This window comes from Dyella sp. AD56, assembly GCF_002878475.1.
Classification (GTDB): domain Bacteria; phylum Pseudomonadota; class Gammaproteobacteria; order Xanthomonadales; family Rhodanobacteraceae; genus Dyella.
Genome location: NZ_NRDP01000005.1, coordinates 145,995 through 158,758, shown reverse-complemented (window position 1 = coordinate 158,758; position 12,764 = coordinate 145,995). Strand labels below are relative to the sequence as shown.

At 64.2% G+C, this 12,764-nt stretch carries 13 protein-coding genes; 10 read left to right on the top strand and 3 right to left on the bottom strand.

Translation table 11 applies throughout. The features are described from left to right. The first annotated feature begins 165 nt into the window (after positions 1-165). The 8 genes from DyAD56_RS05185 (at position 166) to ampE (ending at position 5,322) form a co-directional block, all read left to right on the top strand. On the top strand, positions 166-714 hold the full coding sequence (locus DyAD56_RS05185) for an RNA pyrophosphohydrolase (protein WP_102301679.1): 549 nt from the start codon (positions 166-168) through the stop codon (positions 712-714). Positions 715-845: 131 nt separating this feature from the next. Further along, positions 846-1,046, top strand: a complete 201-nt coding sequence (locus tag DyAD56_RS05180; RefSeq protein ID WP_102301678.1) for a (2Fe-2S)-binding protein — start codon at positions 846-848, stop codon at positions 1,044-1,046. Between the two features lie 139 nt (positions 1,047-1,185). Further along, the gene (gene bfr, locus DyAD56_RS05175; RefSeq protein ID WP_102301677.1) at positions 1,186-1,656 is read left to right on the top strand and encodes a bacterioferritin; all 471 of its coding nucleotides are present in this window, start codon (positions 1,186-1,188) and stop codon (positions 1,654-1,656) included. Between the two features lie 95 nt (positions 1,657-1,751). After that, positions 1,752-2,501: a DUF6776 family protein gene (locus DyAD56_RS05170; RefSeq protein WP_102301676.1), complete on the top strand. Its 750-nt coding sequence runs from the start codon at positions 1,752-1,754 to the stop codon at positions 2,499-2,501. Next, complete coding sequence (locus DyAD56_RS05165) at positions 2,488-2,910, top strand: polymer-forming cytoskeletal protein (protein ID WP_102301675.1); 423 nt, start codon at positions 2,488-2,490, stop codon at positions 2,908-2,910. Before DyAD56_RS05170 ends, DyAD56_RS05165 begins: the two co-directional genes overlap by 14 nt. Before the next feature lie 46 nt (positions 2,911-2,956). Further along, positions 2,957-3,334, top strand: a complete 378-nt coding sequence (gene erpA / locus DyAD56_RS05160) for an iron-sulfur cluster insertion protein ErpA (RefSeq protein ID WP_102301674.1) — start codon at positions 2,957-2,959, stop codon at positions 3,332-3,334. A gap of 13 nt (positions 3,335-3,347) precedes the next feature. Next, positions 3,348-4,319: an NAD(+) diphosphatase gene (nudC, locus tag DyAD56_RS05155; RefSeq protein WP_102301673.1), complete on the top strand. Its 972-nt coding sequence runs from the start codon at positions 3,348-3,350 to the stop codon at positions 4,317-4,319. A gap of 133 nt (positions 4,320-4,452) precedes the next feature. Beyond that, positions 4,453-5,322: a regulatory signaling modulator protein AmpE gene (gene ampE, locus DyAD56_RS05150; protein ID WP_102301672.1), complete on the top strand. Its 870-nt coding sequence runs from the start codon at positions 4,453-4,455 to the stop codon at positions 5,320-5,322. A 69-nt stretch (positions 5,323-5,391) separates the two neighbouring features. On the opposite strand, the gene DyAD56_RS05145 is transcribed toward ampE, so the two are convergent. After that, the gene (locus tag DyAD56_RS05145) at positions 5,392-7,266 is read right to left on the bottom strand and encodes an MFS transporter (protein ID WP_102301671.1); all 1,875 of its coding nucleotides are present in this window, start codon (positions 7,264-7,266) and stop codon (positions 5,392-5,394) included. 356 nt (positions 7,267-7,622) lie between these two features. On the opposite strand from DyAD56_RS05145, the gene DyAD56_RS05140 reads away from it, so the two are divergent. Then, positions 7,623-8,270 carry a dihydrofolate reductase family protein gene (locus DyAD56_RS05140; protein ID WP_102301670.1) on the top strand — a complete coding sequence of 216 codons (648 nt, stop codon included), beginning with the start codon at positions 7,623-7,625 and terminating at the stop codon, positions 8,268-8,270. Positions 8,271-8,356: 86 nt separating this feature from the next. Further along, positions 8,357-8,803 (top strand): SRPBCC family protein, encoded by a 447-nt coding sequence (locus tag DyAD56_RS05135; RefSeq protein WP_102301669.1) that lies wholly within the window; start codon positions 8,357-8,359, stop codon positions 8,801-8,803. 75 nt (positions 8,804-8,878) lie between these two features. Here DyAD56_RS05135 and purD read toward each other — a convergent pair whose 3' ends face one another. Next, on the bottom strand, positions 8,879-10,162 hold the full coding sequence (purD, locus tag DyAD56_RS05130; RefSeq protein WP_102301668.1) for a phosphoribosylamine--glycine ligase: 1,284 nt from the start codon (positions 10,160-10,162) through the stop codon (positions 8,879-8,881). Positions 10,163-11,226: 1,064 nt separating this feature from the next. Continuing rightward, positions 11,227-12,594, bottom strand: coding sequence for an AMP-binding protein (locus DyAD56_RS05125; RefSeq protein ID WP_102301791.1), 1,368 nt, complete (start codon positions 12,592-12,594; stop codon positions 11,227-11,229). Between the last annotated feature and the right edge of the window lie 170 nt (positions 12,595-12,764).

Sequence of the window (12,764 nt, the reverse complement as noted above, 5' to 3'; positions counted from 1 at the left end):
GGTATGTCGACGTGGCGTCGACCAGGCAGGGCCCGGCAGTTTAGTGGGCTGCGGCTTCCGGTTCAAGTGGTGCGGTTGCCCGGCCTTCCTGGGCTGTGCTTGAATCATCCCGAGCCAGGGCGGATGTGAGTCGTCCGTCGTAACCGCCCGGCTTCAGGAGGCAACATGATCGACGTCGATGGCTATCGTCCGAATGTAGGCATCGTTCTGCTCAATGCAGACGGCCAGCTGTTCTGGGCGCGCCGCGTCAATCGTGATGGCTGGCAGTTCCCCCAGGGCGGCATGCGCAGCGACGAGACGCCGCTGGAAGCCATGTACCGCGAGCTGGAAGAGGAAACCGGCCTGGCCCCGCACCATGTCGAGGTCATTGGCGCCACCCGTGGCTGGCTTCGTTATCGCCTGCCCAGCCGTTATGTCCGCCACCATCAGCACCCGACCTGCATCGGGCAGAAGCAGGTGTGGTTCCTGCTGCGTCTGGTGGGTGCCGAGGAGGACTTGCGCCTCGATGCCTGCGAGAAGCCCGAGTTCGACCACTGGCGCTGGGTGGATTTCTGGTACCCGGCTGCCCACGTGGTCAACTTCAAGCGCCAAGTCTACGAGCGTGCCTTGCGCCACTTTGCGCCCTTGGTGGAAACGCTGTTGAGCGTTGAGCTGGGCGAGCTGCCGCACCCCGACCGTGGCGACGGCTCGCGCAAGGGCAAGGCAGCGGCCTAGACCGGGGCGCCTTCCGGGCGATTTGTGCGCACCCGCTCTTCAACTAACCGGACGGCGCCTGAACAAGCGGCCCCGAACACTACCCCGTCATTAGTTGACAATCATTCGCATTTGCGTTCCCATATACACCCATGTATATCTGCATGTGCAACGCCGTGACCGACGGCGACATCCGCCGAGCCGCCTCCGAGGGCGTCCATCAGTTCGCCGAGCTGCAGGCTCGCACGGGCTGTTCGGACTGCTGCGGATGCTGCGAGCAGGAAGCCCGCGCCACGCTGGATATGGCTGTGCAGCAAGTGCTGACGACCTTGCCGTTGGTTGCCGTGGCCTGACTCCGGCCCACCTCGATGTACCCCGCGACGCGCAGCCCTGGCTGCGCGTTTTCGCATGCGCAACTCCTATTCATTCTCGTTACGGCATGTGAAAAACAGACGCCGTATAGTCGCTTGCCACGCAGCAAGGAGACTTCCCATGAAGGGCGACGCCAAGGTCATCGAGTTCCTCAACAAAGTGCTCTACAACGAGTTGACCGCCATCAATCAGTACTGGCTGCATTACCGCATGTACAAGGACTGGGGCTACAACGAGCTTGCCGAGCACGAGCACAAGGAATCCATCGAGGAGATGAAGCACGCCGATCATTTGATCGAGCGCATCCTGTTCCTCGACGGCCTGCCCAACCTGCAGCACCTGGGCAAGCTGCGCATCGGCGAAAACCCGGTGGAATGCCTGCAGGGTGACCTGGATCTGGAAATGGCCGCCGTGAAGGATCTGCGCGAAGCCATTGTCTACAGCGAGAGCATCGCCGACTTCGTCAGCCGTGACCTGTTCAAGGGCATCCTCCACGACGAGGAAGAGCACATCGACTGGCTGGAAACCCAGTTCAGCCTGATCAAGGACCTCAGCGCCGAGCGCTACCTGCAGTCCAAGATCGACAGCTGACCGTCCCCGCGGGAACGGTCGCAAAGCGTGCCACCGTTCCTTGACGCTCTCTGCACGCCGGGGCTATACGTTGCTTTTCCCTGGGAAAGCCACGTATGGCTTCACGTCCACCACCGCGCTTCGTGGTACGTCCGCACGACGCGTTCGTCGGACGTCGGCGACTGTGGCTGGGCGCGGCCTGGGTCGCCAGCCTGCTCATCGTGGGGCTGGTGGTGGGTGGCATTGCCCACCACGGTACCCCGGTGGCCGCCGAGGAGCGCCAGCTCAAAGCGCTCACCCGGCAGAACAATGATCTCCAGCAGCAGGTGGCCAACCTGCAGCGCGCAGGCCAAGTGGCGGACATCGCCAACAGTTCGTTGCGCAAGACGCTGTCCGAACGCGAGGAGGAGATCAGCGGCCTGAGGGCCGACCTGGGTTTCTATTCCCGCCTGACCGGCGGCGACGCCCAGCGCGAAGGGCTCAAAGTGCAGGAAGTCCGCCTGCAGCCGGTCGAGAATTCGCACGCCTGGAACCTCACGCTCAGCCTGACCCAGAACGCCAAGCGCGGTGACGACGTCACCGGCAATGCCACGGTCAGCATCGAAGGCTTGCGCGCCGACAAGGTGGTGCAGCTCGATTGGCCGTCGCTGGGCGACACCGCCCAGCACGAAGGGATTCCCTTCCGTTTCAAGTATTTCCAGCAGCTCCACAGCACCATTGTGCTGCCCGCCGATTTCCGACCCACCCGCCTCGTCATCAAGGTGCAGCCGGCTGGGGACGATGCTGTGACGCGCGCGGTCGCCTGGGGCGAGGCGCTGTCTGGCCACCTCACACCGACTCAAGGGGAACAAGATGCTCAACCGTAAGCGCAGCGAGCGTGCGCCAGCCCATCCGGACACCAGCCTGATCGCACGCGGCACCGTCATCCAGGGCGACGTGCGTTTCAGCGGCGCGTTGCATCTCGACGGCCAGGTCGTCGGCTCGGTGCTGGCTGAGGAGCAGGGCGCGGTCTTTACGCTTAGCGAGAGCGGCCACGTGGAGGGCGAGGTCCGCGTGCCTCACGCCATCATCAACGGCCATGTCCGCGGCGACATCCACGCCGCCGAGCGCCTGGAACTGGCGCCGGAAGCCCGCGTGGTTGGCGACGTGCATTACCGCACCCTGGAAATGGCCGCCGGTGCCCAGGTGAACGGGCGCATGAGCCACCACTCCGCCGAGGCTCCTCGCGAGCTACCGGCACCGACGCTGGCCGACGCGGAAGCCCTACCCGCCTGATCGCGGTATCCTTGCTTACAGGTTGCCGCACCCCCACTTGAGTCCCATGGATACCGTCGTCTCTCTCCCCATCGTTCCCGACTACCGCAGCGCCGGCACTCCGCTGGTGTTCACCGAGGCTGCGGCCCGCAAGGTGCACGAGCTCATTCAGGAAGAGGGCAATCCGGAGCTCAAGCTGCGCGTGTACATCACCGGCGGCGGCTGTTCGGGCTTCCAGTACGGCTTCACTTTTGACGAAGCCCAGGCCGAGGACGACTACGCGATAGCGCGCGAAGGCGTCACGCTGCTGGTGGACCCGCTGTCGCTGCAGTACCTCACTGGCGCCGAGATCGACTATTCGGAAAGCCTGAGCGGTTCGCAGTTCGTTATCCGCAACCCCAACGCCAAGACCACCTGCGGCTGCGGCTCCTCTTTCTCCACCTGAGCCTGGCCACCGCATGGATCGCACCGCCCCGCCGCGACACAACACGTTCGCGGGACTCAGCCTGATCCTCGACCGCGTCGCCGAGCGGCGCGATGAATCCATGTGGATCAACGAGCTGGCGGCTTCCGGCAGTGCGCGCTACGTGCTGATCGATCCACTGGGGCAAACCTACCTGCGCGCGGAAGGCCCTGCGCTGCGCTGGCTGGACAGTGCCGAACGCGAGCGCCTACTGGGCGATGCGAAGGCGAGCTTCCTCGGTCTCACCGGCGAGCGGCCGAACTTCCTCATTGCGCTGGATGATGACCAGCGCGCGGCCGACCTGGAGCATGCGCTGGGCGCACGCCGCGGCGGGCTGCGTGAGGTGGGCCTGCTATTGCCAGAGGACGAAGCCGGCCTGTTCGCCTATGGCAAGGGCCTGGCGCACTGGCAGCGCGAAACGCGCCACTGTCCTTATTGCGGTTCGCCGCTGGTGTTGGTGGCGGCCGGTCATCGCGCGCAGTGCACTAACAACGACTGCGGCCGCATGCAGTTCCCGCGCACCGACGCCGCTGTCATCGTCATCGTGGAACACGAAGGCGCCTGCCTGCTCGGCCGCCAGGCGGGCTGGCCGACGGGGCGTTATTCGACGTTGGCAGGTTTCGTCGAACCGGGCGAAGCGCTGGAAGATGCCGTGCGCCGCGAGGTTGCCGAAGAATCCGGCGTGGTCGTGGGCGAGGTGCATTACCACTCGTCACAGCCATGGCCACTACCGCAATCGCTGATGGTCGGCTTCACCGCCAAGGCGTTGGACCGCAGCATTCGCTTGCGTGATCACGAACTGGAAGACGCGCGTTGGTTCACGCCGCAGGAGATTGTCGACGGCATGGCCGACGGCAGCTTCCTTCCTTCACCGCCGCTATCCGTGTCCTATCGCCTGCTTGAGCATTGGTTGCGCCAGCAGGCGGGGCTTGAACTGGATGAGCTGGTGAAGCGTTACAAAGGCTGAAGCGAGCTTTGCAACTCCCTCGACGTCATTCGGCTTTCGACGATATGACGAGCACGAGCGTCGCCGCATGACAGGGCGATAACCCGTCACGACCTTGCCCTACAATGCGGCCGTCGACAGGAGATTCGCATCCATGGCTGTCAGCTTGCTATCCGCACTCATCGCACTCGGCCTGGTGCACGTCATGCCGCAACTCGCGCATTGGCGTGGCGATGGCGGATTCCGCCGTTGGGTGGCACAACTGGGGGACACCGCTGGTCCCGCACGCGTTGCCGTAACGCTCGGCGTGCCGGTGGTGTTGTGCATCATCGCCCTTTGGCTGATTGGCTTACTGCCGGGCAGCGAACTGTTCCGCCTGGTGTTCTCGTTCGTAGTGCTGCTGTACTGCTTTGGCCCGCACGCCTACGAAGCGGATCTCGAAGCCATCATCAAGGCGCCCGATCAGCCTTCGCGCGAAGCCGCGGCCCAAGCCTTGTCGGATGACGGCGACCCGGTCGCCTGGAGCGCCGTATCGCTCGGCGAGGCCACCGCCTACGCGGCCCTGCATCGCCGCTTTGGCGTGCTGCTTTGGTTCTTCTTGCTGGGCCCGGTCGGCGCGCTGCTCTATCGCCTCGCGCAGACGCTGGGCCGCGACCAGACCTTGCGCCTGGACACGCCCGCACGCACCGCGGCGCGCTCCTTCGCCAACGTGGCCGACTGGCTGCCGGCGCAACTGATGGTGTTCACGCTGGCGCTGGTCGGCCATTGGGATGCCGTGATCGGCGCCTGGAAGCGCTGGCACCAGCAGCAGTCGCCCAACAGTTGGTATGTGGAAGGCCCCGGCTTCCTCGGCGCCGCTGCGCGTGCGGATGTGCAGGTGGATATCGAAGCGGGTGACGGCTATGCGGAAGAACGCATCGATACGTTAGCCGAGCTGATCCGCTTGCGTGGTGCGTTGCTTCGCGCGCTGCTCGCGTGGCTCAGCGTGGTAGCGCTGGTGGTCATCGCGGGCTGGATGGCCTAAGAGCCGCTAAGCGTAAACATCAACGCACGCCCCGCTGGGCGTGCGTGCTCCACATGAGGTAACCGGAGCTCAGGCCATATCGCCGCGCAGCTCGCGCACGCGGGCCTCGAGCGCATCCATGCGAACGTCCTGCGGTGCGATCGGCGCGCTGCCGACCAGTTCCACGCGCGCACGGAAGCGGCGCGGCAGGCGAGCGCGGTGCATCATCGAGTCGCGGCGGCTCCACACGCTGCCCCACAGGCCGCGCAACGCCAGCGGCACCACCGGCACCGGACGACGTTCCAGGATTCGCGACACGCCCGGACGGAACGGCCCGATATCGCCATCCTTGGTCAATCCGCCCTCGGGGAAGATGCACACCAGGTCTCCATCGGCCAGCGCCGCATCGACTTCTTCGTACGCTCGATTCAGCACCTCCGGATCTTCCTTCTGCCCGGCGATGGGAATCGCCTTGGCAGTGTGGAACACGAACTTCAGCACTGGGATGTTGAAGATCTTGTAGTACATGACAAAGCGCGCGGGCCGTCGCAAATTCGCCATCAGCAGCAGCGGGTCCATGAAACTGACGTGGTTGCACACGAGCAGCGCGGGGCCTTCTTCCGGGATGTTCTCCAGCCCGTCGACGCGCACGCGGTACAACGTGTTCACCAGCACCCAGGTGATGAAGCGCATCAAGAACTCTGGAACGATGGTGAAGATGTAAACCGCCGCCACTACGTTGAGCAGCGCCACGGCAAGGAAGATCTGCACCGCCGTCAGCCCTGCCGCACCCAGCCCCAGGCCAAACCCCGAAGCCATGCAGATGAAGAGCGCGTTGAGGATGTTGTTGCCCGCGATCACGCGCGACAGACGATCACGTGGCGTACGCGCCTGCACATAGGCGAACAGCGGCACCACGTAGAAGCCGCTGAACACGCCGATCAACGTGAGATCCATCACCACGCGCCAGCTTCCGGCGGAATGCAGGAAGGCAAGCCAGTCCAGGCCATGCACGGTGGCCAGATGCGGATGGGCGAAAAACAGATCCACACCGAACGCGGTAAGGCCGAACGCGCCCAGGGGCACCAGCCCCACCTCTACGCGGCGACCCGACATGCGCTCGCACAACAGCGCGCCAATGCCCGTGCCCAGCGAGAACAAGGTAAGCACCAGGACTCCGACCGAGCCATCACCACCCAGGTTGAGGCGCGTGTAGTTGGGCAACTGCGCGACAAGCACCGTGCCGAAGAACCAGAACCAGGAGATGCCGAGCACGGCGTTGAACACCCGCCGGTCGGCCTTGGTGATGCCGAGCACACGCGCGGTCTCCGTCACCGGGTTCCAATTGAAGACAAGATCAGGGGCGGTGGCTGGCGCGGGAGGAATGCGGCGACTGACAAGGTAACCGAGCACGGCAATGGCGATGGTCGCAGCCGAGGCGGCGATGGGCCCATGGCCATGGATCATCATCAGCGAGCCGCCGGCGATCATGCCGATCAGTATCGCCAGCTGCGTACCCATCTCCACCAAGCCGTTACCGCCTACCAGTTCCTCCGGCTTCAGCGCCTGCGGCAGGATGGCGTACTTGATGGGCCCGAAGGTTGTGGAGTGCAGCCCCATCAGGAACAGCACTACCAGCAGAAGCGTGGTGTGATGCGTGTAGAAGCCAATCGAAGCGACCACCATCGCGGCGATCTCGAACAGCTTCACGTAGCGGATGATGCGCGTCTTCTCGTACTTCTCCGCCAGCTGCCCTGCGGTGGCCGAAAACAGGAAGTAGGGCAGGATGAACAGCGCTGGCGCCAGATTGGTGTAGAGCGACACCGATTTGTCATCCAGCCCCATCTGGAATGCCACCAGCGTGACCATGGCATTGCGGAACGCGCTGTCGTTGAACGCGCCCAGCGCCTGTGTCCAGAAGAAGGGCGCGAAGCGGCGGCTTCCAAGCAGGCTGAATTGGCTCATGCGGATCCCTTGCGTGTCGTGGCGGCAAGCCTAGCGCGAAAGCCCCTGCTCATCGCTATAGGCCGTTGCTGTTCTTGTTGAAAGCCCTGGTCGATCGATCTAGTGGCGCTACCAGCGTATGCGGAATCGAGACTCGACACGCCGCCATGACCCAGTTTGCGTTATGGCTTAGGGCAATGTCCCTTGGCCGACGATTCAGCCACTGCCGTTCGGCGCAGCACACAGGTCACTGACCACAGCGCGTGGTGGAAACCAGCAACATCCGGGAGGCACCTTCGGGGAACATGAGGTGCCATGTCGAAATGGAAGCGCTTTCTTCGTCGCATAGTCGATCACTCCTTGAAGGACAACAAACCATGTCGAAACTTCGTGTGCAGAGCTTCGCCGTTTCCCTGGACGGCTTCAGTGCCGGCCCGAATCAGGACCTGGAGAACCCGCTGGGCGTCGGCGGCCCCGCACTTATGGAATGGTTCTTTGCCACGCGCATGTTCCAACGCATGTACGGAAGCGGCGATGGCGAGACAGGTGTCGACAATGGCATAGCGGAGAAAGGCTTTGACGGTATCGGCGCATGGATCCTCGGGCGCAATATGTTCGGACCGGTACGCGGACCATGGCCGGACGACAGCTGGAAGGGCTGGTGGGGCGATGAGCCGTCGTACCACGTCCCCGTGTTCGTGCTGACACATCACGCACGGCCGCCGCTCACCATGGCCGGTGGCACCACGTTCCACTTCGTCACCGAGGGCATTCACGCTGCGCTCGAACGGGCGCGCGCGGCGGCCGGCAAGCAGGACGTGCGCGTTGGTGGTGGCGCCGCCACGGTACGCCAATATCTGCAGGCAGGATTGCTCGACGACCTTCATCTTGCCGTGCGCCCGATCCTTATGGGCCGCGGCGAAGCGCTGTTTGCGGGCCTGGATCTACCCGCGCTCGGGTATGAAACCGTAGACAGCGTGCCCGGCGAGCGGGCCACGCACGTCTTCCTACGCAAACGCGCCTGAACGTGCGCGTCGAAATGGAGCTACTTCGTTCGTCGAATCCATAACAGGCCGCACGAGCTTGTTCATTCCTTCCATGGAGCACTCGCATGACCACCGGAACCGTCACGCTTCATCGCGTCCTTCGCACCACGCCTGAGAAGATCTATCGCGCCTTTACGACCCCGGACGCCATGGCACGCTGGCTGCCGCCGCATGGCTTTACTGGCAAGGTGCATCAGATGGATGCCAAGGTGGGTGGCACCTATCAGATGTCCTTCACCAACTTCACGAGTGGCAACAGCCATTCGTTTGGTGGCACGTATCATGAGCTTGTTCCGGGCGAACGCATCCGCTACACGGCACGCTTCGACGATGCCAATCTGCCCGGCGAGATGCAGACGACGATCACGCTCAAGAAGGTTTCCTGCGGCACGGAACTGCATGTTGTGCAGGAAGGCATTCCTGAGGTGATTCCCACCGACCAGTGCTACCTTGGCTGGCAGGAATCGCTGATCCATCTCGCGCAATTGGTCGAGCCAGAGATCCCGGGTTGACGCTCGCGCGGAACACGATATAAAAAAGCCCCGGACGTCCGGGGCTTTTCGAAACGAGGCGATACGCCCGGCGAATCAGCTGCGATGCAGCGCGCGATGCGCGATGTCCCGGCGACAGAACGCGCCTTCGTAATGAATCTTCGACACTGCCGCATAAGCATTCTCGCGAGCAGCGGCGATGTCCTTGCCAAGCGCGCAAACCGTGAGCACGCGGCCGCCGGCTGAAACAACGTGGCCCTGAGCATCCAACTGCGTACCGGCGTGGAACACCTTCGTGTCCGGGCCGAAATCGCTATCCAGCCCGCTGATGACATCACCACTACGCACCTTGCCCGGGTACCCGCCCGCCGCCATCACCACGCCCAGTGACGGGCGCGCGTCCCATTGCACGTGGGTGTGGTGAAGTTCGCCGTCGAGTGCAGCCTCGATCAGCTCCACCAGATCCGATTTCAGGCGCAGCATGATCGGCTGCGTTTCCGGATCGCCGAAGCGCACGTTGAACTCGATGACCTTGGGCATGCCGCTCTTATCGATCATGAGGCCTGCGTAGAGGAAGCCGATGAACGGTGCACCTTCCATCGCCATGCCACGCAGCGTCGGCTCGATCACTTCCTTGAGGATGCGCTTCTCGACTTCCGGCGTGACCACCGGCGCGGGCGAGTAGGCGCCCATGCCACCCGTGTTCGGTCCCAGGTCGCCTTCGTCGCGACGCTTGTGGTCCTGGCTGCTGGCCATCGGCAGCGCGTGCTGGCCGTCGCTCATCACGATGTAGCTGGCTTCCTCGCCATCAAGGAATTCCTCGATCACCACGCGCGCGGAAGCGTCGCCAAACTGGTGTGCCCCCAGCATGTCGTGCAGCGCCTGTTCGGCATCCGCCAACGTCAGCGCCACCACCACGCCCTTGCCTGCCGCCAGGCCGTCGGCCTTGATGACGATGGGAGCGCCATGCTTGCGTACATAGGCAAGGGCAGGGTCGAGCTGCGTGAACACGGCATAGCGCGCGGTGGGAATGTTGTGGCGGAGCAGAAAATCCTTGGCGAACGCTTTGGAACCCTCCAACTGCGCCGCGATCGCACGGGGACCGAAGCAACGCAGGCCAGCGGCGCGGAACTTGTCGACCAGACCCGCCACCAGCGGTACTTCCGGACCCACCACGGTCAGCTCGACCTTCTCGTCCTTGGCCAGCTTGAGCAGGCCATCCAGGTCGGTCACCGCCAGATTCGCGTTGCGCAAGCCCTTTTCGCGCGCTGTGCCCGCATTGCCCGGAGCCACGATCACTTCGCTTACGCGCGGCGACTGCTTGAGCTTCCACGCCAGCGCGTGTTCGCGCCCGCCGCTGCCGATGACCAGGACTTTCATGGGGACTCCAACTGCTGAAGATGGTGCGCCGAGGGCGGCGTAATGGGGCATTGTAAGGGGAGGGAGGGGATTTCGCAGCGCAGCATGGGTGGGGGATTCAGGCTGGTTGTCGCTTGCGTTGTTGCGTTGTCGCGGTCTGGCCGCCTACGCGGCGGGCGTTTCGACCTCCTACCGGAGGCCGAGTTACTTTCTCTTGCTTGCCCAAGAGAAAGTAACCAAAGAGAAGGGCACCCCCACTTGGCGCTGGCCGGTGAAGCCGGCCAGTTCGTGAGGGGCAGCCGGGCTTTTCGACAGGGCCTCCTGCCCTGGCGAAAAGGGATCGGCATCCGTGCCGATCCCCCTGCGGGCCTTCTCGTCCACCCCTCACCGCCGCACAGGGGGCCCGGTAGATCAAAAGCAGCAAGTGCACGGCTCGTGCAGCTTTGCTGCACATCGCACTGATGCGGAGAGGACTTGAAGCGAGCTTCACTACACTTTTCAATTGCTGGGGCTAGGGAAAGGGAAAGGGAAAGGGACGCTACGCTTCCCGACCGGTGCGGGGAACTCGATGCGTGATGCGTAACGGCATGGCTTTTCCCTTCTGCCCTGGCTTTGTGCCGTAGGGCAGGAGCAACGCGACCCACCGCGATGCGATGTGCAGCAAAGCTGCACGAGCCGTCTGCTTGCTGCTTTTGATCTACCGGGTCCCCGTATGAGGCGGCGGGCGGGTGGAGAGAAGGCCCCACAGGGGTGGCTGGCACGGATGCCAGCCACTTTTCGCCGGGGCAGGAGCCCCGTCGAAAAGCCCGGAACCCGCACGCGTACCTGGAGGGCGATAGCCCGGAAGGCGCCTCATCCGGGGTGCCCTTTCTTTGGGTTACTTTTCTTTGGGCAAGCAAAGAAAAGTGACTCGCCCTCCGGCAGGAGGGTGAAACGCCCGCCGCGTAGGCGGCCAGATTGAGGCCACGCGACAATCAAGCGCAAAGTCACTGGATCCCGGCCTACGCCGGGATGACGACTCAAACGGTGACGCGAGCACCCATCCCTCACCCCAAAGGGGAGAGGGAGCAAAGGTCAATGACCGGCTACAGCAAGGCCAACAACGCCGCCCTCGGCAACTTCCCCGTCTCATTGCGCGGCAAGCTATCCACCAACTTCAACGGCCGCGGCAAAAACACCGGGTCCACCGACTCGCGAAACGCATCGAGAATCGTGTGCTCATCCAGCCCCGGCGCTACCGCCACCGCAGCAATGCGATGCACGCCCAATGCGTCTCCGCTTTCCAGCTGGAACACCACGCCATCCAATACCCCAGGAATAGCCTGCAGTCGCCGCGTCAGATCGCCCAGCGACGCCCGCTTGCCAGCGATGTCCAGCAAGTCTGAGTGGCGACCGCACAGGCGGAAGCGACGGCCGCCGTCGTGCAGCGTAACGATGTCCGCCAGCGCCATCGGCTGCGCCAGCTGCGGCGCACGTACCAGGGTGCCGTCGGGCTGGGGATGCAACTGCACGTCGTCGTACAGCGACCAGGGTTCGTCGAAGGCGGAGCGGCGGCTAGCGAACACGCAGGTCTCGGTCGAGCCGAACACTTCCAGCAGCGGCGCGCCGAAGCGTGCTTCGGCCGCCTGAGCCAATTCCACGGGCATCGGGGCGGTGGCAGAGACCATCGCATCGATCGGCGGCAGCGTCACGCCTGATTCGATCAAGGCACGCAGATGGACCGGCGTGGTCACCAGCACGCGGGGCTGCGGTACGTCGGCCAGCGCCGCCGCCACATCGGCCGGCAGCAGCGGGCGGCCCGCATGCACGGCAACGTCGCCGAGCAAGGGCATCAGCACCGACATCTCCATGCCGTACATGTGCTGCGGCGGCACCGTGGCGACCACGTGGAAGTGTTCGCCAACGGTTCCCTGCAGTGCGCGCGTGTTGCCGGTGTTGCTGGCGTGGAAGCTGCCCCAGGTCTTGGGATTGCCCTTGGGCACGCCAGTCGAGCCGGAGGTGTAGCCAATGGCCACGACTTGGTCGACCGGAAGCAGCGGGATCTCGAACACGCCCTCGATGTCGGCCGGCGGATCCATCAGGCCAGGCAGGTGGCGGTAGTGGGCGGGCGGCGCGTCCAACTCCTGCTCACCCAGCGCATAGCAGCCGGGGTGAGCAGCCATCACCTCGGCCACGGCCTTGGGCGCGCGGGACGAGGGCAGCAGGTTGGTCTGGCCACGCAGGGCGATCGCGCAGAACGCCACCAGAAACGCGTAGCGGTCCTCGCACAGGTTCACTGCAGCAGAGGCTGCGGGAAGCTGCCCGGCGACTGCCTGCACGTGCGCCATAAAGTGTGCGGCGCTCACCGGCCGAGCCCCACGCCACACGACCGGGCGCTCCGGCGCACCAGCCGCCAGCAGGGGCCGACCCGGCGCGGACCGTTCGAGCTGGAGGTTTTCAGAAACGATTGCCAAGGTGTTCTCCGACAACAGCAGTCAGCCCTTCCGGTCCGGTGTATGCCGGCCCGACGTGCGGACAGAAAATAAAGAGAGCCCGCGCGGTTCCCATCCTCGCGGTAGCCACTGAATCACTCCCTACCGGGAGCCTGCGGCGTGTGGAAGCCGTTCATGCTCGCCAAGAAATA

What these genes read in the sequence shown, in the direction of transcription:
- DyAD56_RS05185 (WP_102301679.1), top strand. Translation starts at nt 166, where the DNA reads ATGATCGACGTCGATGGCTATCGTCCGAATGTAGGCATCGTTCTGCTC.
- DyAD56_RS05180 (WP_102301678.1), top strand. Translation starts at nt 846, where the DNA reads ATGTATATCTGCATGTGCAACGCCGTGACCGACGGCGACATCCGCCGA.
- bfr (WP_102301677.1), top strand. Translation starts at nt 1,186, where the DNA reads ATGAAGGGCGACGCCAAGGTCATCGAGTTCCTCAACAAAGTGCTCTAC.
- DyAD56_RS05170 (WP_102301676.1), top strand. Translation starts at nt 1,752, where the DNA reads ATGGCTTCACGTCCACCACCGCGCTTCGTGGTACGTCCGCACGACGCG.
- DyAD56_RS05165 (WP_102301675.1), top strand. Translation starts at nt 2,488, where the DNA reads ATGCTCAACCGTAAGCGCAGCGAGCGTGCGCCAGCCCATCCGGACACC.
- erpA (WP_102301674.1), top strand. Translation starts at nt 2,957, where the DNA reads ATGGATACCGTCGTCTCTCTCCCCATCGTTCCCGACTACCGCAGCGCC.
- nudC (WP_102301673.1), top strand. Translation starts at nt 3,348, where the DNA reads ATGGATCGCACCGCCCCGCCGCGACACAACACGTTCGCGGGACTCAGC.
- ampE (WP_102301672.1), top strand. Translation starts at nt 4,453, where the DNA reads ATGGCTGTCAGCTTGCTATCCGCACTCATCGCACTCGGCCTGGTGCAC.
- DyAD56_RS05145 (WP_102301671.1), bottom strand. Translation starts at nt 7,266, where the DNA reads ATGAGCCAATTCAGCCTGCTTGGAAGCCGCCGCTTCGCGCCCTTCTTC.
- DyAD56_RS05140 (WP_102301670.1), top strand. Translation starts at nt 7,623, where the DNA reads ATGTCGAAACTTCGTGTGCAGAGCTTCGCCGTTTCCCTGGACGGCTTC.
- DyAD56_RS05135 (WP_102301669.1), top strand. Translation starts at nt 8,357, where the DNA reads ATGACCACCGGAACCGTCACGCTTCATCGCGTCCTTCGCACCACGCCT.
- purD (WP_102301668.1), bottom strand. Translation starts at nt 10,162, where the DNA reads ATGAAAGTCCTGGTCATCGGCAGCGGCGGGCGCGAACACGCGCTGGCG.